Source organism: Rhodanobacter sp. FW106-HT46G03, assembly GCF_058789895.1.
Map to the genome: position 1 here is coordinate 2117752 of NZ_JBYTCC010000001.1, position 21646 is coordinate 2139397.

General features: G+C 67.2%; 19 protein-coding genes. 9 read left to right on the forward strand and 10 right to left on the reverse strand.

Features of this window, described 5'->3' with window-relative positions; all coding sequences use genetic code 11:
* The first annotated feature begins 319 nt into the window (after positions 1-319).
* From AC3WP6_RS09175 to AC3WP6_RS09185, 3 genes are read left to right on the forward strand one after another with little or no spacing between them, the layout of a single operon-like run.
* Entirely contained in the window at positions 320-1768 is a 1449-nt protein-coding gene (locus AC3WP6_RS09175) for an efflux transporter outer membrane subunit (protein WP_492628672.1), read from the forward strand.
* Positions 1768-2841, forward strand: a complete 1074-nt coding sequence (locus AC3WP6_RS09180) for an efflux RND transporter periplasmic adaptor subunit (RefSeq protein WP_492627416.1) — start codon at positions 1768-1770, stop codon at positions 2839-2841. Before AC3WP6_RS09175 ends, AC3WP6_RS09180 begins: the two co-directional genes overlap by 1 nt.
* A gap of 13 nt (positions 2842-2854) precedes the next feature.
* Positions 2855-5953, forward strand: a complete 3099-nt coding sequence (locus AC3WP6_RS09185) for an efflux RND transporter permease subunit (RefSeq protein ID WP_492627417.1) — start codon at positions 2855-2857, stop codon at positions 5951-5953.
* A 166-nt stretch (positions 5954-6119) separates the two neighbouring features.
* Here AC3WP6_RS09185 and AC3WP6_RS09190 read toward each other — a convergent pair whose 3' ends face one another.
* Positions 6120-6287 (reverse strand): hypothetical protein, encoded by a 168-nt coding sequence (locus tag AC3WP6_RS09190; RefSeq protein ID WP_492627418.1) that lies wholly within the window; start codon positions 6285-6287, stop codon positions 6120-6122.
* 87 nt (positions 6288-6374) lie between these two features.
* Positions 6375-7316, reverse strand: a complete 942-nt coding sequence (gene hutG / locus AC3WP6_RS09195) for a formimidoylglutamase (protein WP_492627419.1) — start codon at positions 7314-7316, stop codon at positions 6375-6377.
* An 84-nt stretch (positions 7317-7400) separates the two neighbouring features.
* Between hutG and hutI the strand changes: the two genes are divergently transcribed.
* Positions 7401-8627 carry an imidazolonepropionase gene (gene hutI, locus AC3WP6_RS09200; protein ID WP_492627420.1) on the forward strand — a complete coding sequence of 409 codons (1227 nt, stop codon included), beginning with the start codon at positions 7401-7403 and terminating at the stop codon, positions 8625-8627.
* A gap of 55 nt (positions 8628-8682) precedes the next feature.
* Here the strand turns inward: hutI and phoR are convergent, their stop codons facing one another.
* The 5 genes from phoR to AC3WP6_RS09225 all read right to left on the reverse strand — a co-directional run bounded on the left by phoR (position 8683) and on the right by AC3WP6_RS09225 (position 12877).
* Positions 8683-9726: a phosphate regulon sensor histidine kinase PhoR gene (phoR, locus tag AC3WP6_RS09205; protein WP_492627421.1), complete on the reverse strand. Its 1044-nt coding sequence runs from the start codon at positions 9724-9726 to the stop codon at positions 8683-8685.
* Positions 9723-10412: a phosphate regulon transcriptional regulator PhoB gene (phoB, locus tag AC3WP6_RS09210; protein ID WP_492627422.1), complete on the reverse strand. Its 690-nt coding sequence runs from the start codon at positions 10410-10412 to the stop codon at positions 9723-9725. Before phoB ends, phoR begins: the two co-directional genes overlap by 4 nt.
* A gap of 61 nt (positions 10413-10473) precedes the next feature.
* Positions 10474-11568 (reverse strand): glycosyltransferase family 9 protein, encoded by a 1095-nt coding sequence (locus AC3WP6_RS09215; RefSeq protein WP_492627423.1) that lies wholly within the window; start codon positions 11566-11568, stop codon positions 10474-10476.
* A gap of 48 nt (positions 11569-11616) precedes the next feature.
* Complete coding sequence (locus AC3WP6_RS09220) at positions 11617-12258, reverse strand: phosphatase PAP2 family protein (RefSeq protein WP_492627424.1); 642 nt, start codon at positions 12256-12258, stop codon at positions 11617-11619.
* 166 nt (positions 12259-12424) lie between these two features.
* Entirely contained in the window at positions 12425-12877 is a 453-nt protein-coding gene (locus tag AC3WP6_RS09225) for a hypothetical protein (protein WP_492627425.1), read from the reverse strand.
* A gap of 143 nt (positions 12878-13020) precedes the next feature.
* Here AC3WP6_RS09225 and AC3WP6_RS09230 point away from each other — a divergent pair, with 143 nt between their 5' ends.
* Together AC3WP6_RS09230 and AC3WP6_RS09235 are read left to right on the forward strand one after the other, a co-directional pair.
* The gene (locus tag AC3WP6_RS09230) at positions 13021-13686 is read left to right on the forward strand and encodes a response regulator transcription factor (protein ID WP_492627426.1); all 666 of its coding nucleotides are present in this window, start codon (positions 13021-13023) and stop codon (positions 13684-13686) included.
* Between the two features lie 10 nt (positions 13687-13696).
* Positions 13697-15082, forward strand: coding sequence for a sensor histidine kinase (locus tag AC3WP6_RS09235; protein WP_492627427.1), 1386 nt, complete (start codon positions 13697-13699; stop codon positions 15080-15082).
* A gap of 268 nt (positions 15083-15350) precedes the next feature.
* Here the strand turns inward: AC3WP6_RS09235 and AC3WP6_RS09240 are convergent, their stop codons facing one another.
* Positions 15351-16619 (reverse strand): porin, encoded by a 1269-nt coding sequence (locus AC3WP6_RS09240; RefSeq protein ID WP_492627428.1) that lies wholly within the window; start codon positions 16617-16619, stop codon positions 15351-15353.
* Between the two features lie 351 nt (positions 16620-16970).
* Here AC3WP6_RS09240 and infA point away from each other — a divergent pair, with 351 nt between their 5' ends.
* On the forward strand, positions 16971-17189 hold the full coding sequence (infA, locus tag AC3WP6_RS09245; RefSeq protein ID WP_492627429.1) for a translation initiation factor IF-1: 219 nt from the start codon (positions 16971-16973) through the stop codon (positions 17187-17189).
* Positions 17190-17258: 69 nt separating this feature from the next.
* Here the strand turns inward: infA and clpA are convergent, their stop codons facing one another.
* Together clpA and clpS are read right to left on the reverse strand one after the other, a co-directional pair.
* Positions 17259-19532 carry an ATP-dependent Clp protease ATP-binding subunit ClpA gene (clpA, locus tag AC3WP6_RS09250; RefSeq protein WP_492627430.1) on the reverse strand — a complete coding sequence of 758 codons (2274 nt, stop codon included), beginning with the start codon at positions 19530-19532 and terminating at the stop codon, positions 17259-17261.
* Positions 19533-19596: 64 nt separating this feature from the next.
* Entirely contained in the window at positions 19597-19923 is a 327-nt protein-coding gene (clpS, locus tag AC3WP6_RS09255) for an ATP-dependent Clp protease adapter ClpS (RefSeq protein ID WP_492627431.1), read from the reverse strand.
* A 116-nt stretch (positions 19924-20039) separates the two neighbouring features.
* Between clpS and AC3WP6_RS09260 the strand changes: the two genes are divergently transcribed.
* Entirely contained in the window at positions 20040-20531 is a 492-nt protein-coding gene (locus AC3WP6_RS09260) for an NUDIX hydrolase (RefSeq protein WP_492627432.1), read from the forward strand.
* Positions 20522-21631 carry a tRNA 2-thiouridine(34) synthase MnmA gene (mnmA, locus tag AC3WP6_RS09265; protein WP_492627433.1) on the forward strand — a complete coding sequence of 370 codons (1110 nt, stop codon included), beginning with the start codon at positions 20522-20524 and terminating at the stop codon, positions 21629-21631. The genes AC3WP6_RS09260 and mnmA overlap by 10 nt, the downstream gene beginning before the upstream one ends.
* The last annotated feature ends 15 nt before the right edge of the window (positions 21632-21646 follow it).

A 21646-nucleotide genomic window follows, 5' to 3' on the forward strand; every position in this document is an offset into this window, starting at 1 on the left:
CGCAGCGCAGTACGCCCGCGAACGTGGTCAGTAGAAACCAAGCAAGCGAGAGGAAACGGCTTTGCGCCAATTGACGTGACGGTCTGCAGCCACACCGTCATTCCATTGGCCAACAACCACCGGTGCGGAAGATCGCCAGGACGGCACAACTGCAGTCGCTTGGATTTCCGCCGCCCGCGCTCCCCGGTTCTACACGTGATGCACACGCCGGCGGCGTAGCATGCACTCGCCGCCGTTGCGGCATCGCACAAACATGGGCATACCTCCTTTTTCTCACACTCCGCGCGGTGCGCGGCGCTGGTGCTTTGTATCGCTGCCGATGGTCTGCGCGCTGCTGTCAGCATGTACCGTTGGACCGGCCTGGCATCGGCCACCCGCACCAACCGTCGCCACCTACACGGCATCCACTGCCGCGCCGGCATCAGCCAGCAGTACGGTGACGCCACCAAAGCTGCAGGTTGGCGCGGCGGTCGATCCGCAGTGGTGGCGCGCGTTCGGTTCGGCGCCGCTTGACCGGCTAGTCGATGCCGCACTGGCGCACAACCCGGACATCGAAGCGGCACAGGCCACGGTGGAGCAGGCGCAGCACCTGCTGCGCGCCACGCGCGGCGCGTTTTATCCGCAGGTGGCGCTTGGCCTCGGTGCCGAACGCCAGCGTTCGAGCGGCGCGGCGAGCGGCGGCAGGGTCGGCCCGCAGCTGTACAACCTGTACACGGGACAGGTGGAGGTGAGCTACGCGCCCGACGTGTTCGGCCTGAGCCGGCTCGCCACGCACGATGCGCAGGCGCGGGTGGACATTGCACGCTACCGGCTGGCCGCCGCGCGGCTGGCGATTGCCGGCAACGTCGTGGCCACCACCATCGACCTGGCCGCGCTGGATGCGCAGCTTGATGCCATGGCGCACACGCTGCACGACCAGCAGCAGGTGCTGGACCTCGCGCGCACGCAGTACCGGCTGGGTGCCACTTCGCAATTTGACGTGCTTACCCAGCAAAGCCTGCTTGCTTCCAGCCAGGCGCAACAGGTGACGCTGCAGCAGGCACGCGATGCAGCGTTGCACCTCCTGGCCACCTATCTCGGCCGATTCCCGGCGCAGGCCGGCACGCTCACATTGCCCGCCATCGACCAGTTGCAGCTGCCGACCGCCCTGCCGCTCAGCCTGCCCTCCGCGCTGGTGCACGAGCGCCCGGACATCCTGGCCGCCGAGGCGCAGTTGCGCGCCGCGAACGCCGAGGTCGGCATCGCGGTGGCGCGCATGTATCCCAACGTCGAGCTCAGCGCCGCCTGGGGCGTGCAGGGCAACCACACCGATGGCCTGTTCAGCCCGGCCAGCCGCATCTGGAACGTGGCCGCCGGCCTGGTGCAGCCGATCTTCGAAGGCGGCACGCTGAAGGCCGAGAAGCAGGCGTCCGAAGCCGCCTACCGCGGCGTGTTTGCCGACTATCAAAGCACCGTGCTTGGCGCGTTCCGCGATGTGGCCGACGTGCTGCGCGCGCTCGACCACGATGCCGGGCTGCTCGCAGCGCAAGACGACGCGCTGCAGGCGGCGCAACAGGCCAATCAACTGGTCGCCGCGCAATACCGCGCCGGTGGCGTCAATTACCTCGGCCTGATGACCAGCCAGGTACGGCTCGAAGCCGCGCGCATGGCGCAGATCAAGGCACGCGCGCAGCGCTACGCCGACGCCACGGCGCTGTATGTCGCGCTCGGTGGCGGGCAATGGCCGGTGGCCACGGCGCAGGCCACCACGCGGCAAGGAGATCAATGATGCACAAGGCATGGCTTGCGACCGGCATCGCGCTGGTCGTGGTGTTTGGCGCCATCTTCGGCACGCGGCTGTATGCCGACCGACGCGCCGCGGCGCAGCCGCATGGCCAGCCGCCGGTTGCCGTCGCCACCGCGGTGGCGAGCGCCGCCACGTGGGCGCCGCAATCTCACGTGGTCGGCAGTCTGGAAGCGGTGCAAGGTACGGAGATCACTGCGCAGATCGCCGGCAACGTCACCGAGGTAGCATTCCGGTCCGGCGCCAAGGTGCAGCGCGGGCAACTGTTGGTGCGGCTGGATGATTCCAGCCAGCTCGCGCAGTTGCACGCGGATGAAGCCAAGCTGCAACTGGCGCAGGCCACGCTCGCACGCACACAGCAACTTTATGCGGCCAAGGCGTCGAGCCTGTCCGACCTGCAAACCGCGCAGGCGAACGCCGGCGTCGCACACGCGGCGGTGGAAAGCGACCGCGCCACGCTGGCCAAGCTCCACATCAGCGCGCCGTTTGCCGGCACCGTCGGCATCCGCGAGGTGAGCCTCGGCCAATACGTGTCGCCCGGCACGCCGGTGGTCGACCTGCAAAGCTGGAACCCGCTGCTGCTGGATTTCAGTGTGCCGCAAGCGCAGCTGCCGCAACTCAAGCCCGGCAGCAAGGTGAGCTTCACGGCGGACGCGTTCCCCGATACCCCGTTCACCGGCAAGATCACGGCGGTCGGCGCGCGGGTGGATCCAGCCACCCGCAACGTCGCGTTGCAGGCCACCCTGGAAAACCCCGGCGAACGCCTGCGGCCCGGCCTGTACGGCCACGTGCAGTTGGCGCTCGGTGCGGCGCAACACGGCATCGTGGTGCCGCACACCGCCATCACCTACAGCACCTTCGGCGACAGCGTGTACGTGGTGCACGACGGCGCGCACGGCAAGGTCGTGCACCCGCAAGTGGTGCAGGTGAGCGAGGAGCGCGACGGCAAGGCGCTGCTCGCCAGCGGCATCCAGCCGGGCATCACGGTGGTCATCGCCGGCCAGAACAAATTGCGCGATGGCGTGCCGGTCACGATCGACAACGCGATCCAGCCGTGAAGCGCCGCGCATCATGAAATTCACCGATCTCTTCATCCGCCGCCCGGTGCTGGCGAGCGCGATCAGCCTGGTCATCCTGCTGCTCGGCGCCCGCGCGTGGACCGGCATGACGATCCGCGAATACCCCACGGTGACCAGCACCGTAGTCACCGTCACCACCGCCTACCCCGGCGCCAGCCCGGAAACGGTCGGCGCTTTCATCACCACACCGCTGCAGCAGGCGATCGCGAGCGCGCCCGACATCGACTACATGACTGCGACCAGTGCGCCGGGGCTGTCGACGATCATCGCCAACATGCGCCTGAATGCCGACCCGAATGCCGCGGTGGCGCAGATCCTGTCCAAGGTGAACCAGGTGCAGAACGTGCTGCCGGCGCAAGCGCAGCGGCCGACCATCAACGAGACGGTGGGTGACCCCACCGCGCTGATGTACCTCTCGTTCGGCGGCAAGGGCATGAGCCAGCAGCAGATCAACGACTACGTGCTGCGCGTGGCGCAGCCGAAGATCCAGGGCGTTCCCGGCGTGGGCCAGGCGCAGATCGTGCCGGCCGGCATCGACCCCAGCGGCAACGCGTTCGCGCTGCGCGCATGGCTCGACCCGGCGCGCATGGCGGCACGCGGCGTCACCCCGGCCGACGTGGCGGCGGCGCTGCAGGCCAACAACGTGGTCTCCGCGGTGGGCAGCACGCGCAACGCACACGAGCAGGTGACGATCACCGCCAGCACCTCGCTCGACAACCTGGCGCAGTTCAAGCGCCTGGTGGTGAAGACCGTCGGCACCACGACGATTCGCCTCGAAGACGTGGCCGACGTGACGCTCGGCGCCGCCAACTACAACCAGGCAGTGTTCTACAACGGCGAACCCGCGGTGTTCATCGGCGTGCAGCCCACGCCGGATGCGAACGCGCTCGATGTCGCCGACGGCGTGCATGCGGCGCTCAAGGAGTTGCGCGCCAACCTGCCCCCCGGCATGCATGCCGACGTGGCGCTCGACCAGAGCGTGTTCATCACCGCCTCGCTGCACGAGGTGATCTTCACCATCGCGATCACGCTGGCGGTGGTGGTATTCGTGATCTTCCTGTTTCTCGGCTCGCTGCGCTCGCTGCTGCTGCCGGCGGTGGCGATTCCGCTGTCGGTGATCGGCGCCGGCATCCTCATGCTCGCGCTCGGCTTCACCATCAACCTCTTTACGCTGCTCGCCGTGGTACTGGCGATCGGGCTGGTGGTGGACGACGCGATCATCGTGCTGGAAAACATCCAGCGCCTGATCGACGAGGGCGAAACCCCGCTGGCCGCCGCGTACCACGGCGCGCGCGAGCTGGCGAGCCCGATCATCGTGATGTCCACCACGCTGGTGGCGGTGTTCATCCCGATCGGTTTCATGGGCGGCCTCACCGGCAGCCTGTTCACCGAGTTCGCATTCACCCTGGTAGCGACGGTGATCGTGTCGATGGTCGTGGCGCTGACGCTGACGCCGATGCTGTGCTCCAAGGTACTGCGCCACACGCCGGCCAAGGGGCTGACCCACGTGCTCGACCACGGTTTTGCGCGGTTGCGCGCGGCGTACGACAAATCGTTGCACGCGGTGCTCGACGTGCGCGCGGTGGTGCTGGTGACCGGCGCCTGCGTGCTGGTGAGCATCCCGCTGCTGTTTCTCGGTACCCAGAGCGAGCTGGCGCCGACCGAGGACCAGGGCACCGTGCTGGTCTCCGGCACTGGCCCGGCCACGGCCACGCTGACCTACCTCAACAAGTACAACGAACAGATCCACCAGATTCTCGCCAGCTTCCCCGAGACCGGGCTGGTGTGGCAGATCAGCGGCCTGGCGCCTTCGGGCGGCGCCGGCAACAACGCCGTGTTCGGCGGCGCCAACCTGAAACCGTGGGATGCGCGCTCGCGCACGCAGATGCAGATCCTGCCGCTGGTGCAGAAAAAACTGAACGCGGTCACCGGGCTGCAAACCGTGGCGTTTGCGCGGCCTACGCTGCCGGGCTCCTCCGGCGGCCTGCCGATCCAGTTCGTGCTGACCTCGACCCACGACTACGCGCAGATCAATGCCGACGCCGACCGCCTGATCGGCGCGGCGATGCAGACCGGGGAATACACCTTCCTTACCAAGAACCTGCACTACGACGCCCCGACGATCTCGCTCGACATCAAGCGCGACGTGGCAGCCAACCTCGGGCTCGACATGCACACCATCGGGCAAAACCTCAGCGCGCTGTTGAGCGAAAACTACGTCGGCCGCTTCGACATGAGTGGCCACAGCTACGAGGTGATTCCGCAGGTGCCCAATGCACTGCGCGCCAACGCCAACGCGCTCGGCGACTACTACCTGCACACCGCCGGCGGCAAGCTGGTGCCGCTCACCACCGTGGTCGACGTCAAGCGCAGCGTGCAGCCGGAATACCTGCCGCAGTTCCAGCAGCAGAACTCGGTGACGATCCAGGGCGTGATGGCACCGGGCGCCACCCTCGGCCAGGCGCTGGGCACGTTGAAGAGCCTGGCGGCGAAGGTGCTGCCCACCGGCTATGCGATCGATTATGCGAGCGAATCGCGCCAGTTCATCAAACAGGGCAACACGGTGATCGTCACCTTCGGGCTGTCGATCCTGCTCGTGTATCTGTTGCTCGCCGCGCAGTTCGAGAGCTTCCGGGACCCGCTGATCGTGCTGGTGGCGGTGCCGATGTCGGTGTTCGGCGCGCTGGCGTTCCTCTACACCGGCGCGGCCACGCTCAACATCTACACCGAGGTGGGACTGATCACGCTGATCGGCCTCATCACCAAGCAGAGCATCCTGATCGTGCAGTTCGCCAATGTGATGCAGGAGGAGCAAGGCCTCGACCGCCGCACTGCCGCCGAGCGCGCCTCCAGCATCCGCCTGCGTCCGATCCTGATGACCACCGGCGCGATGGTGCTCGGCGTGGTGCCGCTCCTGCTCGCCAGCGGCCCCGGCGCCGTGAGCCGCTTCGACATGGGCCTGGTGATCGCCACCGGCCTCACCATCGGTGCGCTGATCTCGCTCTACGTGGTGCCGGTGATCTACACCTACGTCGCCACCGACAAGGCGGCCGCACACACCGAAGCTGTGGCGTCGCTGCCGGCGCTATAGGTCGGGGTCCAGCCTCGGCAACACCTCTTGGCGGCGCACCTTCGGGTGCGCCGCATGCGTGTTCACGACCAAAGTTTTTGTCCGGCGCAAACCCACAGAGGCCACCGCTTGCGCGATGCGGTGTTTTCGGATTTCCAATCCCGGCCCGCAGGCGCCAAACCGCAGGTCAGCGATAGCGCCAGTGGCCACCCACCCACACGCCACCGCCATAGCTCCAATGCCCCGGCACCCACACCTGTGCATGGCGCGGCGGCACGATGACGCAGCCGCTGACCATCGCACTGCCGCCGAGCAGCACCAGCGAAATCAGGCAAGCTCGCAGGAAACGATGCATCGCACACTCCTCATCGGATGGATGGAGTGTGAAACGCCCGTCCGACGGCATCGCCTACCGCCGCCCCGCGTACGGTTTCGCAATCGTTCAACCGCCCCGCTTCGCGCCGGCCACGGCATGGGTGACGCGATGGATCAGCCGCGCGGCGACGCGTGCGGTCACGCCGTCGTGGTCGTGCGGCGGCGACAGCTCCGCGATGTCCAACACCCGCACTTTGCCGGTAGCCGCCACCGCGTCGAGGATCGGTTCCACCACATCGAGCGACACCCCGCGCGCAGCCGGCGCGCTGACGCCCGGTGCCATCGCGTGCGGCAGCGAGTCGATGTCGATCGTCTGGTAGATCACGTCCACGTCGGCCAGCACTGCCTGCAGCGCCGCGATGCGCTGCGGCAGGTCGAGCACACCCAGCTCGTCGTCGCGCACGTAGTGCACGTAATGTTCGTCGGCGGTCTGAAACAGCAAGCGCGTGTTCGACGCCGCGCTGATGCCGAGCACGCAGTACTGCACGGCAAGACCGATGCCCTGCGCGTGCTCGAGGATTTGCAGGAACGGCGTACCCGAGCTGCCGCGCTCCTGCTGGCGCAAGTCGAAGTGTGCGTCGATGTTGACCACCGCCACGCGCGGCCGGTGCTTGCCCAGATGTTTCGCCAACCCCTGGTAGGTCGCAAACGCGATCTCATGGCCGCCGCCGAGGCCCACCGGGAAATGCCCGGCATCCAGCAACGCCGCGAGCCGCTCGGCATACCGCACTTGTGCGCCTTCGAGGTCGCCATCCACTACGTCCACCGTGCCGGCGTCGTACAGCGGTGTGTCGTCCAGCGTGGGCAAACCCGACAGTGCCTTGCGCAGCGACGTCGGGCCTTCGGCCGCACCGACGCGCCCGTGGTTGCGCCGCACGCCTTCGTCGCTGGCAAAGCCAAGCACCGCAACACCCGGCGCCGCACCGGCCTCCAGCGGACGCACCCACTGGTGCCAACGCCGCGTCAGCGGCCCCTCAGGCAGATCGACGCGTCCGCTCCAGCCTTGCATGCCGTCACTCCCGCAAATGGATGGCCGGCATTGTAGTCGGCACCATCCGGCGATAATGCAGCCACCTTTTCGCGAGACACGATCATGCCCGGTTCGTGGGATCACCTGCTGTTGCACGCGACGCTGGCCACCTTCGCGGGCAATGCGCCGTTCGGACTCATCGAGGATGGCGCCATCGCCTGGCGCGACGGCAAGGTCGCCTGGCTCGGCCGCGCAAGCGACCTGCCGGGCGATGCCACCGCGACCGTCACGGAAGACCTGCACGGGGCGCTCGTCACCCCGGGCCTCGTCGATTGCCACACGCACCTGGTGTTTGGCGGCGAGCGCGCCAACGAATTCGACCTGCGCTTGAACGGCGCGAGTTACGAGGAAATCTCCCGCGCTGGCGGCGGCATCGTGTCCAGCGTGCGGGCGACGCGCGCGGCGAGCGAGGACGACCTTTTTGGGCAATCGCTGCCGCGTGCGTGCGCGCTGCTCGCCGATGGCGTCACCACGATGGAGATCAAATCCGGTTACGGACTGGCACTGGACGCCGAGCGGCGCATGCTGCGCGTCGCGCGACGCATCGGGCGCGAACTGGGGATCACGGTGCGCACGAGTTTTCTCGGCCTGCACGCGTTGCCACCCGAATACGCCAACCGCCACGACGACTACGTGGCGCTGGTCATCGACCACATGCTGCCGACGCTCGCCGCCGAAGGGTTGGTGGACGCGGTGGATGCATTCTGCGAGCGCATCGCGTTCACCCCGGCCGAAACACGACGGTTGTTCGAGCGCGCACAGCAGCTCGGCCTGCCGGTAAAGCTGCACGCCGAGCAGCTTTCCGATCAGGGCGGTGCGGCGCTGGTCGCCGATTTCCATGGGCTTTCCGCCGATCACCTGGAACATCTGGGTACCGCTGGCATCACCGCCATGAAGCGGGCCGGCACCGTCGCCGTGCTGCTGCCTGGCGCGTTCTACGCGCTGCGCGAAACCCGGGCGCCGCCGGTGGCGGCACTGCGCCAAGCCGGCGTGCCGATCGCCATTGCCACCGATTTGAACCCCGGCACCTCGCCGCTGCTGTCCCTGCGCCTGGCGGCGAACCTCGCCTGCACGCTGCTGCGCCTGACGCCCGAGGAAGCTTTGCGCGGCGTCACTGCACACGCCGCCCGCGCGCTTGGCCTGGCCGACCGCGGCACCCTCGCCGTCGGCCAACGCGCCGACCTCGTGGCATGGAACGCCCGCCACCCGGCCGAGTTGTGCTACTGGATCGGCGGCACCCTGGCACGCCAGACATGGATCGCCGGCAAGGCGGTCGGCCCAGAGCATTGATGATGGCAACCCAAACGGTTTTGTCCCGCCTGCTTGGTTGCTGCCGCCCCCGCTCCTAAGCGCTGGCGGGGAGCAGCCGCTCCGCCTTGAACACGCAGGCGAAGGTGGAACCCTTGCCGGGCGTGCTCTCGATGCGCAACTCGGCGCCGTGCAGGTTAAGCACGTGCTTGACGATGGAGAGCCCCAAACCGGTGCCGCCGGAAGCGCGCGAGCGGCTGGATGACACGCGGTAGAAGCGTTCGGTGAGTCGCGGCAGGTGCTCGGCGGGGATGCCGTAGCCAGTGTCGATCACGGCGTATTCCGCGCCGCCCGCGCACGGCCGCCACGCAATGGTGATGTCGCCGCCGTCGGGCGTATAACGCACCGCGTTGCTGACCAGGTTGGAAAACGCGCTGTGCAGATCGCGCGGCGAACCCATGAGGTCGAACTGCGCATCGCGTTGCACCTGGATGCGATGGCGCCCCTGGCTGAGCGCCTCGGCTTCGTGGCGCAGGCCGTCGAGCAACGGCGCCATCGGCACCCGTTCCTCGTCCAGGCTTTGCTGCATCTCCAGATGCGACAGCATCAGAAGATCCTCCACGATCTGGCGCATGCGTTGCGACTGCACGCGCATCTCCTGCAGCACGCCGGCCAGCGCCGGCACGTCCTCGGGGGAGAGCAGTTCGAGATAACCGTGGATCACGGTGAGCGGCGTGCGCAGTTCGTGCGACACGTTGGCGACGAAATCACGCCGCACCTGTTCCAGCCGGCGCACCTGGCTGATGTCGCGCGCCACCAGCAGCTGACGATGCGCGCCATAGGCGGTAAGCGACAACGCCAGGCGCACGGCGTCGTCGGTCGGCGCGGCAATGTCCTGCGCGTCGCCGCTTTCGATCAATGCCCACACCGCCGCACCCTGCGCACCGAAACAGTCGCGCGCCGGCGCGCCGCGGTCGCGCGGCCAGCGGATGCCAAGCAGGCGTTCGGCTGCCGGGTTGCACCAGCGCAGGCGGTCGTCGTGATCGAGCAGCGCCAGTCCGTCGGGCAAGGCGCAGGCGACGGTGCGCATGTCGTGCAGTTGCGCGGCGAGGCGCTGCGCGCGATGCAAATCCCCGTTCATGGCGTGGCCGACAGGCGGTAACCGGTACCGCGCACGGTCTGCACCAGGCCATCGAGCGCAAACGGTTCCAACGTCTTGCGCAGCCGGCGAATGTGCACATCCACCGTGCGCTCGTCGATGTAGACGCTGCCGCCCCACACCTGATCGAGCAACTGCGCACGGGAATACACGCGCTCGGCGTGGCTCATGAAAAAGTGCAGCAGGCGATATTCGGTGGGACCGATCTCGACCTTGGCGTCGCCGGCATAGACGCGATGCGCCGGGCCGTCAATGCGCAAGGCGCCCACTTCGAGCGAGCCGGTGCCGCCATCCGCCTGGGTGCGCCGCAGTACGGCCTTGATCCGCGCGATCAGTTCGCGGGTGGAAAACGGCTTCACCACGTAGTCGTCGACCCCGGCTTCGAGCCCGCTGACGCGATCCACTTCTTCGCCACGCGCGGTGAGCATGATGATCGGGATCTCCGCGGTGCGCGGGTCTTGTCGCAACCGGCGGGCAAGCTCCAGCCCGGACAGCCCCGGCAGCATCCAGTCGAGCAGAATCAGGTCGGGTACGCGGTCGGCAATCGCGACCAGTGCCGCGTGGGCATCGGCGGCGTGCACTGGTTCCATCTCGGCGCGGCGCAGCGCAAAGGCGACCATGTCGCGGATGGAGGCTTCGTCTTCAACGATCAGGATGCGTTTGGACATGATCTACGTGCACGCTGTCGGCAGGGGAATCAAGGCGTATTGCAACTGCAACACGTGACATCTACATGACAGGTACAGCCTGGCGCAAGGCCAAGGCCTGCTGCCACCACGTCGCGCCCATGCCGGCGGCATCCGGTGCCGAGCGTCCGGCCACGTGAATTGACCCGCTGCCGCCACCGTACGGCCCCCACTGCGCCGGATCGGTGACCGAGAACACACCCAGCGTAGGTGTGCCACTGGCCCAGGCCAGATGCATCACGCCGCTGTCACTGGCGATGCAGGCGTCCATGTTGGCGATGAACGCCGCCAGGTGGCGCACGTCGCTGGTGAAATACGCGGGGTACGCATCCGCCAGCATCGAGCGCCCGGAGGCCGGCACCAGCTCCACGATGCGAGCATCCGGCACCAGCGCGGTGAAAGTCGAGAGAAACTCCTGCCACCACGCCAGCGGCAACAGCTTGTCGCCGGTGGCGTTGGCAAACACCGCGATCCGCGGGCCGGCGCCAACACGCGCCGCCACGCGCGCCGCCGTGTGCCAACCGGTTTCCAGTTCAGTTGCAGTGAGCGGCAGGCTCGGCAGCGGAAACGCTGCGCCGGTCGGGTCTTCACCCAGCGCTTTGCGCAACAGGTAGACCGGCAGCATCGCCTTGTGACGTACTTCGACCGGCACCGCCACGCCGTGGGTGACCGCACCTTGCTTGCCGGCGCCCACATAACCGAGCGCGAGGCGTGCGTGCGCCATTGCCAGCATCAAGCGGCCGGATTGCGAGCGCGGATCCGGGTCGATCGCCAGGTCGTACCCCTTGCGCCGCATGCGGCGGAAGGCCGTTGCGGTAGCGATCGCATGGCCCGGCATGTGCTGCGGCAAAATCCACAGGTCGCGCATGTTGGCAAAACCGCCGAACAATTCGCGCGCCACCTTGCTGCGGCTGACGATATCCACCTCGGCGCCCGGATACACCCGCGCCAGCTCATCGACCAGCGGCGTCAACGTAAGCGAGTTGCCAAGCGTGCGGATACTGCGGCAGATCAGGATGCGGTGGATGCCGCGGCGCGGCAGCGGCTGCGTGGAGTCTCCGACATCATGCAACACACTGCCGACCAGCCGCGCGGATACCCGGCGGCGCAGTCTCTGAATGGCATCGAAGCGGTTCAAGGCGGATCTCGCACGAAAGCTGGCGGGCGACTGTGCCACTTCGCCCGCTCAAAAGCGATGGATGAAACCCACCTGGAAGCCGCCGGGAAGCCAGCCGAGGATCAGCGGAGACTGCCGATGTGCGGCCCAGATACCCACTGCGGTGCCCGCCGCCCAACCGACCAGCACATCGCTTTGCCAGTGCCCGCGCGTCTTTACCCGCGCCACCGCGTCGTACGCCGGCAGCAATTCCAGCGCGTAGACCGCCGGATAGTCCTTGCCGTAGGCCACCACGAACGGTGTTACCGCGCCGGCAATGGCGCTGACCTCGCCACTGGGGAAGCTTTCGTTGTGGATACCCTTGAAAAACTCGTTGGGGTTGGCGGTTTGCGACGGCCGCTCGCGCTGGAACACCCACTTGCCGCCCTGCGCGATCGCGGAGGACACCGCGACCGAATCCACCGACCGCCAGAAGGTGTCGCCGAGCTTGTCGTGATCGCCCAACGCAAAGGCGCCGCCGATCACCGCGACGATGGTGGCCGTCAGCACTTCCTGCTGGTGGTTGCGTTGCCAGATGCCGTGGTTGTCCACCGCCACGCGATGATCGATACCGAACGGGCCACCGGCCCACGCACGCGCGCCCGGCAGCATTACGCTGGCCACCGTGCACGCGAGGAACATGCCGAGCGACGCCTGCCATGCGTGTTTCATCGCGATCTCTCCCCGGACGGACACCCGCAGCATGCGCCCATATGCTTAGCGGGTGCTTGCGATGTGCCCTCCCCGGTTCAGCGATCGGTACCGGTCAAGGTCGCCATCACCGTCTTGCCCTGCAGCGAAACGCGGTAATGCGCCACCTGCCGGCCAGCATCCTGGATCACGTCGACATCGGCGTGCGCGGTGGCGCCGTGCCCCCCGTTTCTGCCTCGAGTGCGGGCCCCTTGCCCACCCGTTCGGCGTGCGCCATGGCAGCGGCGAGGGTAAGGGTGGTGCCATCCAGCGCATGCGCCCCCTGGGCATCCTCGCCGTGGGCGGGCTTGCGGCCGATGACCTTGCCGGTGGCGACATCCACCCGCACCGACTCCAGCGCACCGCCGCGCCGCACGTCGACCTTGGACCAGCGTTGCCCGCCGTCCACTTCCATGCCGTACGCATACGCCACGCCACCGTCGGCTTCCGCCGCACGCACCGCCTGCGTCGGGATCACGGTGGCCTGCCTCACCGCCGCGATATCCGCGCGGTCGTCCGGCTCGATCCTGCCGGCCAAGGCAGTGCCCGCCACCGTCAGCGTCAAGGCGGCGACCAGGATCCGCACGGTCGACTGGCGCACGGTACGCACTTCTCTCTGAGTGGGAGGCCTCACGATGCGGCCCGACGCTTTGCGTGCCATTCGCAAACGCTTTGCAAAGACTTTGTAGTTGCCCGCGCAGGCAGGTGTTAGCGTCCGCCCATGGCCATCGCAAAACGTCCGGCATGAAGCTGCTCCTGATCGAAGATTCCGACCGCTTGCGCACCACCCTTGCCCGCGGCCTGCAGGCCGCCGGCTTCGTGGTCGACGCCGCCGCCGACGGCGTTGCCGGCGTCACCTACCTCAAGGCCTACGGGTACGATCTGGTGCTGCTCGATCTCGGGTTGCCGCGGCTGGATGGCTTCGGCGTGTTGCAAGCATTGCCACGCAGCGGCGAACGCCCGCGCGTGCTGGTGCTGTCGGCACGCGACCAGGTGAGCGACCGCGTGGACGCGCTGAATGCCGGCGCCGACGATTATCTGGTCAAACCCTTTGCTTTCGACGAACTGGTGGCGCGCCTGCACGCGCTCGCGCGGCGGCCGGTGGAAACCCGCGCGGACACGCTTGAACTGGGTGCGCTCACACTGGACACCCAGGCCCGCCAGGCCCGCGTCGGCAACGAGCCGCTGCACCTCACGCCGCGCCAGTACGAGCTGCTTGAATTCCTGCTGCGCCATCGTGGACGGGTGTCGCCACGCGCCATCATCCTCGAACGCATCGCCGGCAGCGACAGCGAGGCCTCCGACCGCAGCATCGAAGTGCTGGTGTTCGGCCTGCGTCGCAAGCTCGACGAGGCGGGACTGCCGGGGCTGATCGAAAACCGCCGCGGCGCCGGCTACCTCATTGCATGACGCCGGCAGCATGTCCCACCTGACCCGCACCTACTCGCTGCGCACGCGGCTGACCATCGCGCTGACCGTGCTCATCCTTGCGGTGTTTGGCAGCGCCGCCTTCGTGGTCGACCGCCAGGTTGACCACGCCATGCAGCAGCGCTTCGATGCCGATCTGCTGATGCAGGCCGACGCCATCGCCGATTTGCTCGAAAACACCGCCGTCGGCAACCGTGCGGACACCGCCGAGGCCGCCACCCCGGCCACGGAAGGAGGCTGGTTCCAGCTGCGCTGCGACGGTCGGCGGCTGGCGCATACCATGCAGCTCGACCTGCCGCCGGCCACCGGCACGGCACCCCGATTTGCCCACGCGCAGTTGCCCAATGGCACCGCGGTGCGCGTGGTCTCGCTGCCGTGGTCGGCCGGCAACGCCGGGGATCGTTGCACGCTCGACTACGCTGCCGCTACCGCCGCGTCCCACAACTTGCTGCGCGACATCGACCTGCTCTTGATCGGCAGCCTGCTGGTGGCTTGCGCGCTGGTGGTGCTCGCCACGCCGTGGGTGGCCAAACGCGCGCTGCGCCCGCTCGCGGTACTGAGCCAGGTGATGGCGGACATCGGCCCGGATACTCCCGGTGCACGCCTGCCCTCCAGTCACATTGCCGAGTTGTCGTCGCTCACCGCGCGTTTCAACGAGGTGCTGGCGCGCATGGACGACGGCATGGCGCGCGAGCGCCGATTCGCCGCTGGCGTGGCCCACGAGTTCCGCACCCGGCTGGCGGAGCTGCGCGTACTGGTGGAGGTGGAAACGCGCTACCCGAGCGGGCGCGACAGCGCCGCGCTGCTGGCGGAAGTCGGGCACATCTGCGCCGAACTGGAGGCCACGGTGACCGCGCTGCTGCAGCTCACCCGCATCCAGGCCGGGCTGGAACAAGCGCGCATCGAACCGGTGCCGCTGGCAGCCGCCGTCGAGCGGGTCGTTGCCCGCCACCAGCCGGCGGCGCAAGCACGCGGCCTGGCGCTCGACGTCACGCTGGACGCAGACACCACCCTCGAGGCCGACCCCACCTTGCTCGAGGTGGTATTCGACAATCTGCTGGGCAACGCGATCGAGTATGCGGCCGAGCGCGGCCGCATCACGGTGCAAGCCCGGCACGATGGCTGGGCCGTGTGCAATGCTGCACCGTTATTACAACCCGCGGATCTGCCGCGGCTTGGCCAGCAGTTCTGGCGCAAGTCGCCAGCCGGCAGCGGCCACGCCGGACTCGGCATTGCGCTGGCGGGTGCCGCCGCCAAGGCCATGCACATGCGCCTCGATTTCACGCTGGAAGCTGGCCAGCTGTGCGCCGCGTTGGCGTGGCCAATGCCAACGCGCAACGCCGGCATGAATCCGCTCTCCGGAGAGCGCGGACGATAGAGACCAGGCAGGCAAGTCAGGGCTGCCTCAAGGCAGCCTGCGGGCGATTTGTCGCCCCGTGGCGGTTCATCGGTCAAACACTGGTGCGGAAGACCGCCAAAACGGTGCAGCCACGGCCGTTGGTGTCGCCTCCACCCCGCTCCCCAGCCCGGACCGGCATCCGTGTCCGGCCCGGGACCTTTCAGGCATCCTGCCAGTACATGAGGACGATCCGTTCCTCGTCCCTACGCGGCATCCTTCCGCATCAACCACTGCCAGCGGTTCCTGCTCAGAACGCCACCTCACCGAACACGCCGATCTCGTTGGTCTTCACGTTCTGCACGTGCGCCGGCAGCGGCGTGGTCACCGACTTGTCACCCTTTTCGTGCTTCCACACGCCGGCGAGCTTGAAGCCCTTGGTCACCTGGTACTGCAGGCCGAGGTTCCAGTAGGTGTCCTTGGCGTTGCGATCCAGATCCTTGCTCAGTTTGGCCTCGTCGTAGCGGGCAAACAGGGAGAGGTCGTCGTTCAGCGCCACGCTGCCCCACACCGACCAGCCATCGGCCTTGTCGGAGCGCGGCGTCAGCACGTTGTTCCAGTCCTTCGCGGTGAAGTACTCGCCGCCCACACGGAACTGCTTGTTCACGTAGGCAATCAGGAAATCGCCGCGCTGCGCGGTGTGGGGAGCGCTGGTGGTCTGCGTCTCCTGCCCGCGGTGGCCGGAGTAGCCGCCGAGCGCCACGGTGAGGCCGTCGAACGGCACGAAACCGACGCGCGCTTCCACATCGACGCCCTTGCTGCGGCTGGGGTTCTTGTAGCCGGCACCGTTCACCACCGACACCGCGTAGTTGAACATCTTGCCCGCGCCCACGTCGCCGAGCGCATGCAGGCCCCAGTCGGCCGAGTTGGCGTACTTCAGGCGGTCGGTGATGGTGTTCTCGACATAGCGGTAGCCATAGACGTTCTCGACGAACGGGATCCACGGCATGTCGGCCGAACCGATGCGCAGGATCGCCGCCTGGTCGAACTTGCCCTGCACGTAGGCCTTCTTCACGAACAGGTTGGTCTCGCCGTCGTTCGCGACGTAGTTGAAGTCGGTGGTGAGGTTGGCCGACCAGATGTCGTTGAACTTGTGGTCGACGCCGAGGTAGAAGCGCTTCACGTCCAGCCCGGTGCCGTTGGCGGCAGTGCGGCCCGTGTCGCTGTTCTTCTGGTCGATGTTGGTGAAGTCGAAGAACATCTTGCCGGACACCTTGGTGTTGTTGACCAGCTTGTTCAGCGCCTCCAGGCTCTTGGACTGCGTGCCACCGGCGTTCTTGCCGTCGGCCTCCACCTTCTGCACTGCCTGCGCCGTCTCGGCTTGCGCCGCGGTCTGCGCCTCGGATTGCTGCGAGAGCTCATCCACCTTTGCCTGCAAGGCTGCGAGCTGGGCCTTGAGCTGCGCCACTTCGGCCGCAGACGCGGTGGATTGGGGTCGTGTAGCGGCGTCGGCGCGGGCGCCGTAGCCGGCAAAGCCCAGGGCGGCGGCAATCGCCAGCGCGAGCGTCTTCGAATGCATGCGTTTCTCCACAATGGTCAGGATGTCGCGCCCCGCCCCGTGTGCCCCTGGCAGCAAGACTGCGATCGGGCGCAAGAATGCAGGGGTCGCCTTACCGTCATGTGCAAGTGCCGTGACAGGCTGATGACACACCCGAATTCGACGTTGCCGGCGCGTCGATGCCCCTCCCGATTTCCCCCGCTGGCACGCCGGCAAGGGATGACTTCGGGCACGCCGTATTAGGGTGCGATGTCCCGCCGACGCTGGCCGCATCCGCCCCGACACGGCGCCAACGGTGTTTTGCCGGACGCCCCGCGCGTGGCATACTTATCAGCTTACGCAGTCAATCCGGCTGCGCGCGACCCGGAACACATGGCCAAAGACGACGTCATCGAAATGGAGGGCACGGTTACCGACACCTTGCCCAACACCATGTTTCGCGTGGAGCTGGAGAACGGGCATGTGGTCATTGCCCACATCTCCGGGCGCATGCGCAAGCACTACATCCGCATCCTCACTGGCGACAAGGTCAAGATCGAGATGACCCCGTACGACCTGAGCAAGGGGCGGATCACCTACCGCATGAAGTAAACCTTCGGCGTCCGGTGGCAGCAAAAGGCCGCGCAGTGCGCGGCCTTTTGTCGTTCCTGAAACAGCCGCCTATTCGACCACGGCCGGCAACTTTTCCGCCTCCTCGCAGCTCACCGTCAGCTCGCCATCCTTGACGCCCAGCAGCACCTTGCCGCCGTCCGCCAGCTTGCCGAACAACAGCTCATCGGCCAGCGGCCGCTTCACCTTGTCCTGGATCACCCGCGCCATCGGCCGCGCGCCCATCTGCGGGTCGAAGCCGTGCTCGGCCAGCCAGCGCCGCGCCTCCGGCGCCACGTCCAGGCTCACGCGCTTCTCGGTCAACTGCGCTTCCAGCTCGATCAGGAACTTGTCGACCACGCGCAGGATGTGCTCGAAATCGAGCGCGTTGAACTGGATGATCGCATCCAGCCGGTTGCGGAACTCCGGCGAGAACGCGCGGCGGATGACCTCCATCGAGTCGGTCTGGTGGCTTTGCGCCACAAAACCGATGCTGCGCCGCGCCGCCTGCGCCGCGCCGGCATTGGTGGTCATCACGATGATCACGTTCTTGAAGTTGGCCTCCCGTCCGTTGGTATCGGTCAGCACGCCGCGATCCATCACCTGCAGCAGGATGTTGTACACATCGGGGTGCGCCTTCTCGATCTCGTCCAGGAGCAGCACCGCATGCGGGTGCTTGGTGACTGCCTCGGTCAGCAGGCCGCCCTGGTCGAAACCGACATAGCCCGGCGGTGCGCCGACCAGCCGCGAAACCGAGTGCGACTCCATGTACTCGGACATGTCGAAGCGGATGAACTCGATGCCGAGCTGCAACGCCAGCTGGCGGGTGACCTCGGTCTTGCCCACGCCGGTCGGGCCGGCAAACAGGAAACTGCCGATCGGCTTGGCCGGGTCGGCGAGGCCGGAGCGCGCCATCTTGATCGCCGAAGCCAGCGCGCCGATGGCGCCGTCCTGGCCGAACACCACCATCTTCAAATTGCGTTCGAGGTTTTTCAGCACGTCACGGTCGGACGCCGACACCTGCTTGGGCGGGATGCGCGCCATCTTGGCCACGATGTATTCGACTTCGGCCACGTCGACCTTGCCGGTGCGCTCTTCCGGCGGCAGCAGGCGCTGGCGTGCACCAGCCTCGTCGATCACGTCGATCGCCTTGTCCGGCAGCAGCCGATCGGGCAGGTGCTTGACCGCCAGATCCACGGCTGCCTTCAGCGCCTCGTTGGTGTAGATGACGTTGTGGTGCTCCTCGAAACGCGAGCGCAGGCCCTTCAAGATCTCGACGGTTTCGGCCACCGATGGCTCGACCACGTCGATCTTCTGGAACCGCCGCGCCAGCGCGCGATCCTTCTCGAACACGCCGCGGTATTCCTGGAACGTGGTCGACCCGATACAGCGCAGCTCGCCCGAGGCCAGCATCGGCTTGATCAGGTTCGAGGCGTCCATGGTGCCACCGGACGCCGAGCCGGCGCCGATGATGGTGTGGATCTCATCGATGAACAAGATCGCATCCGGCTGCTTCTTGAGCTGCGCGATCACGTTTTTCAGGCGCTTCTCGAAATCGCCGCGGTATTTGGTGCCGGCCACCAGCGCGCCCAGGTCGAGCGCCCAGATCGTGGCGTTTTCCAGCACCTCGGGCACCTGGCCGTCGACGATGCGCTTGGCCAGCCCCTCGGCCAGCGCGGTCTTGCCCACGCCGGCGTCGCCCACGTACAGCGGGTTGTTCTTGCGCCGGCGGCACAAGACCTGGATGGTGCGCTCGATCTCGTCGGCACGGCCGATCAGCGGGTCGATCTTGCCCTGCGCGGCACGCTCGTTGAGGTTGCTGGCAAACTCGGCCAGCGCATTGCCACGGGCGTCGCTGCCCTCCTCGCCCTCGCGCTCGCCACCGGCCGCCGGGTCCACCGTGCTCTCGTCACCCACCTTGGCGATGCCGTGCGAGATGTAATTGACCACGTCGAGCCGGGTGATCTCCTGCTGGTGCAGAAAATACACGGCGTGCGAGTCCTTCTCGCCAAAGATCGCCACCAGCACGTTGGCGCCAGTGACTTCTTTGCGCCCGGAGGATTGCACGTGGTAGACCGCGCGCTGCAGCACGCGCTGGAAACCCAGCGTGGGCTGGGTGTCGCGCTCGTCGCCGTGCGGCAATACCGGCACGGTCTCGGCAATGATCTTTTCCAGCTCGTGCGTGAGCCGCGGCAGATCGACCCCGCACGCGCGCAACGCGCTGAGCGCGGACTGGTTGCTGGTAAGCGCCAGGAGCAGGTGCTCCACCGTCATGAATTCGTGGCGCTGCTCGCGGGCCTGCTTGTAGCACTGGCCGATGGTGACTTCGAGATCCTTGCTGAACATCCGGACCGTCTCCGTTGCAGTGGCGTGGGCGGGTTGAACCGCGATGGCTACAAAGTAAGGGCTCCTAGACCTTTTCCATAGTGCACAACAAAGGGTGTTGATGGGCGCGTGAATACTCATTGACCTGGTTGACCTTGGTCTCCGCGACCTCGCGCGTAAACACCCCGCAAACCCCCTTGCCGCGCGTATGCACATGCAGCATGACCTGCACCGCACGCTCCTGCTCCATCGCAAAAAAGCCGCGCAGCACTTCGATCACGAAATCCATGGGAGTGAAATCGTCATTGAGCAGCAAAACCTGGAACATCGGCGGCCGCGCAACCTCGGGTTTTGCGGTTTGCACGGCAATGCCGCGGCCGCCGTCCTGTTCGTTTTCGGGTTGATTGGCCATGGATCGAACACACTCCTGCAACCGCCACAATTATACGCAGCGAGCCCGTCGCGACTGCGCTGCAGGCCCCCGGTACAGGTGATGGCACAATGGCGTCTTTCCAAGTCGTGTACCCTATGTCTCCCGTCGTCCCCACCGCCGCCATCTGGCGTCCGCACGTCACCGTCGCCTGCATCGTGACCGACGGCGCGCGCTACCTCATGGTCGAGGAGGAAGCCCACGGCCGCCTCGGCTACAACCAGCCGGCAGGCCACCTCGAGGATCACGAGCAACTGCTCGCTGCGGCCCGCCGCGAAACGCTGGAAGAAACCGGCCGGACGGTCGAACCCACGCACCTCGTCGGCGTCTACCAGTGGCACAGCACCGAGCATGGCGAAGGCGTGGTGCGCTTCTGTTTCGCGGCCCGCGCGGTGTCGCACGACGCCACGCGGGCACTGGACAGCGGCATCCATCGCGCACTGTGGCTGACCCGGGAAGAAATCGCGGCGCTCGGCACCCGCCTGCGCAGCCCGCTGATCCTGGCCAGCATCGACGACTGGCTCGCCGGATCGCGGCTGCCGCTGGATACCTTGCACTGGTGGCCGGAACCCACCGTGTCATGCGGGTGATGCTCGGCATCTCCGGCGGCGTGGACTCCTCGGTCGCCGCCCTGCTGCTCAAGCAGGCCGGGCACGCGGTCGAAGGTTTGTTCATGCAGAACTGGGAAGACGACGGCCGTGACGGCCCGTGCACCACCGACGCCGACCGCAAGGATGCGGTCGCCGTATGCGGCCAGCTCGGCATCCCGTTCCACGCGCGCAACTTTGCCGCCGCGTATTGGGACGGCGTGTTCACCCATTTTCTGGACGAATACCGCGCCGGGCGCACGCCGAACCCCGACGTGGCGTGCAACCGCGAGATCAAGTTCAAGACCTTCCTGGACGAGGCACGCAAGCTCGGCGCCGAGAAGATCGCCACCGGCCACTACGCCCAGGTCGACTGCGTGGACGGGGCCTACCGCCTGCTGCGCGCGGTCGACCGCGCCAAGGATCAGACCTACTTCCTGCACGCCCTGGGGCAGACGCAACTGGCGGCCACGCTGTTCCCGATCGGCGCGCTGGAAAAATCCCGCGTGCGCGAGCTGGCGCGCGCCGCCGGCCTGCCCACCTCGGCCAAGAAGGATTCCACCGGCATCTGCTTCATCGGCGAGCGCGATTTCCGCCAGTTCCTTGCGCGCTACCTGCCCGGCCAGCCGGGCGAGATCCGCACCCCCGACGGTCGCCTCGTCGGCGAGCACCAGGGCGCGATGTACTACACGCTCGGCCAGCGCAACGGTCTCGGCATCGGCGGCCGCCACGACGCCAGCGGCAAGCCGTGGTATGTGGTCGGCAAGGATGTGGCCGCGAACCGGCTGATCGTGGCCCAGGGCAATGCGAACCACTGGCTGGATTCGCGCCACCTGCGCAGCGAAGCACCCACCTGGGTTGCCGGCCACGCGCCCGCCGCGCAGTTTCGCTGCACGGCAAAAACCCGCTACCGCCAGCCCGACCAGGCTTGCACAGTCACGGTTACGGACGACGCACTGGAAGTGCACTTCGACACTCCCCAGCGCGCCGTCACGCCCGGCCAGTCGCTGGTGCTCTACGCTGGTGAGGTGTGTCTGGGCGGCGCGGTGATCGCCGCGACCGACGCGCCGTACGGCGGCCTTCCCCCGAATGATGAGAGTTGAACGACGGTGTTTGAA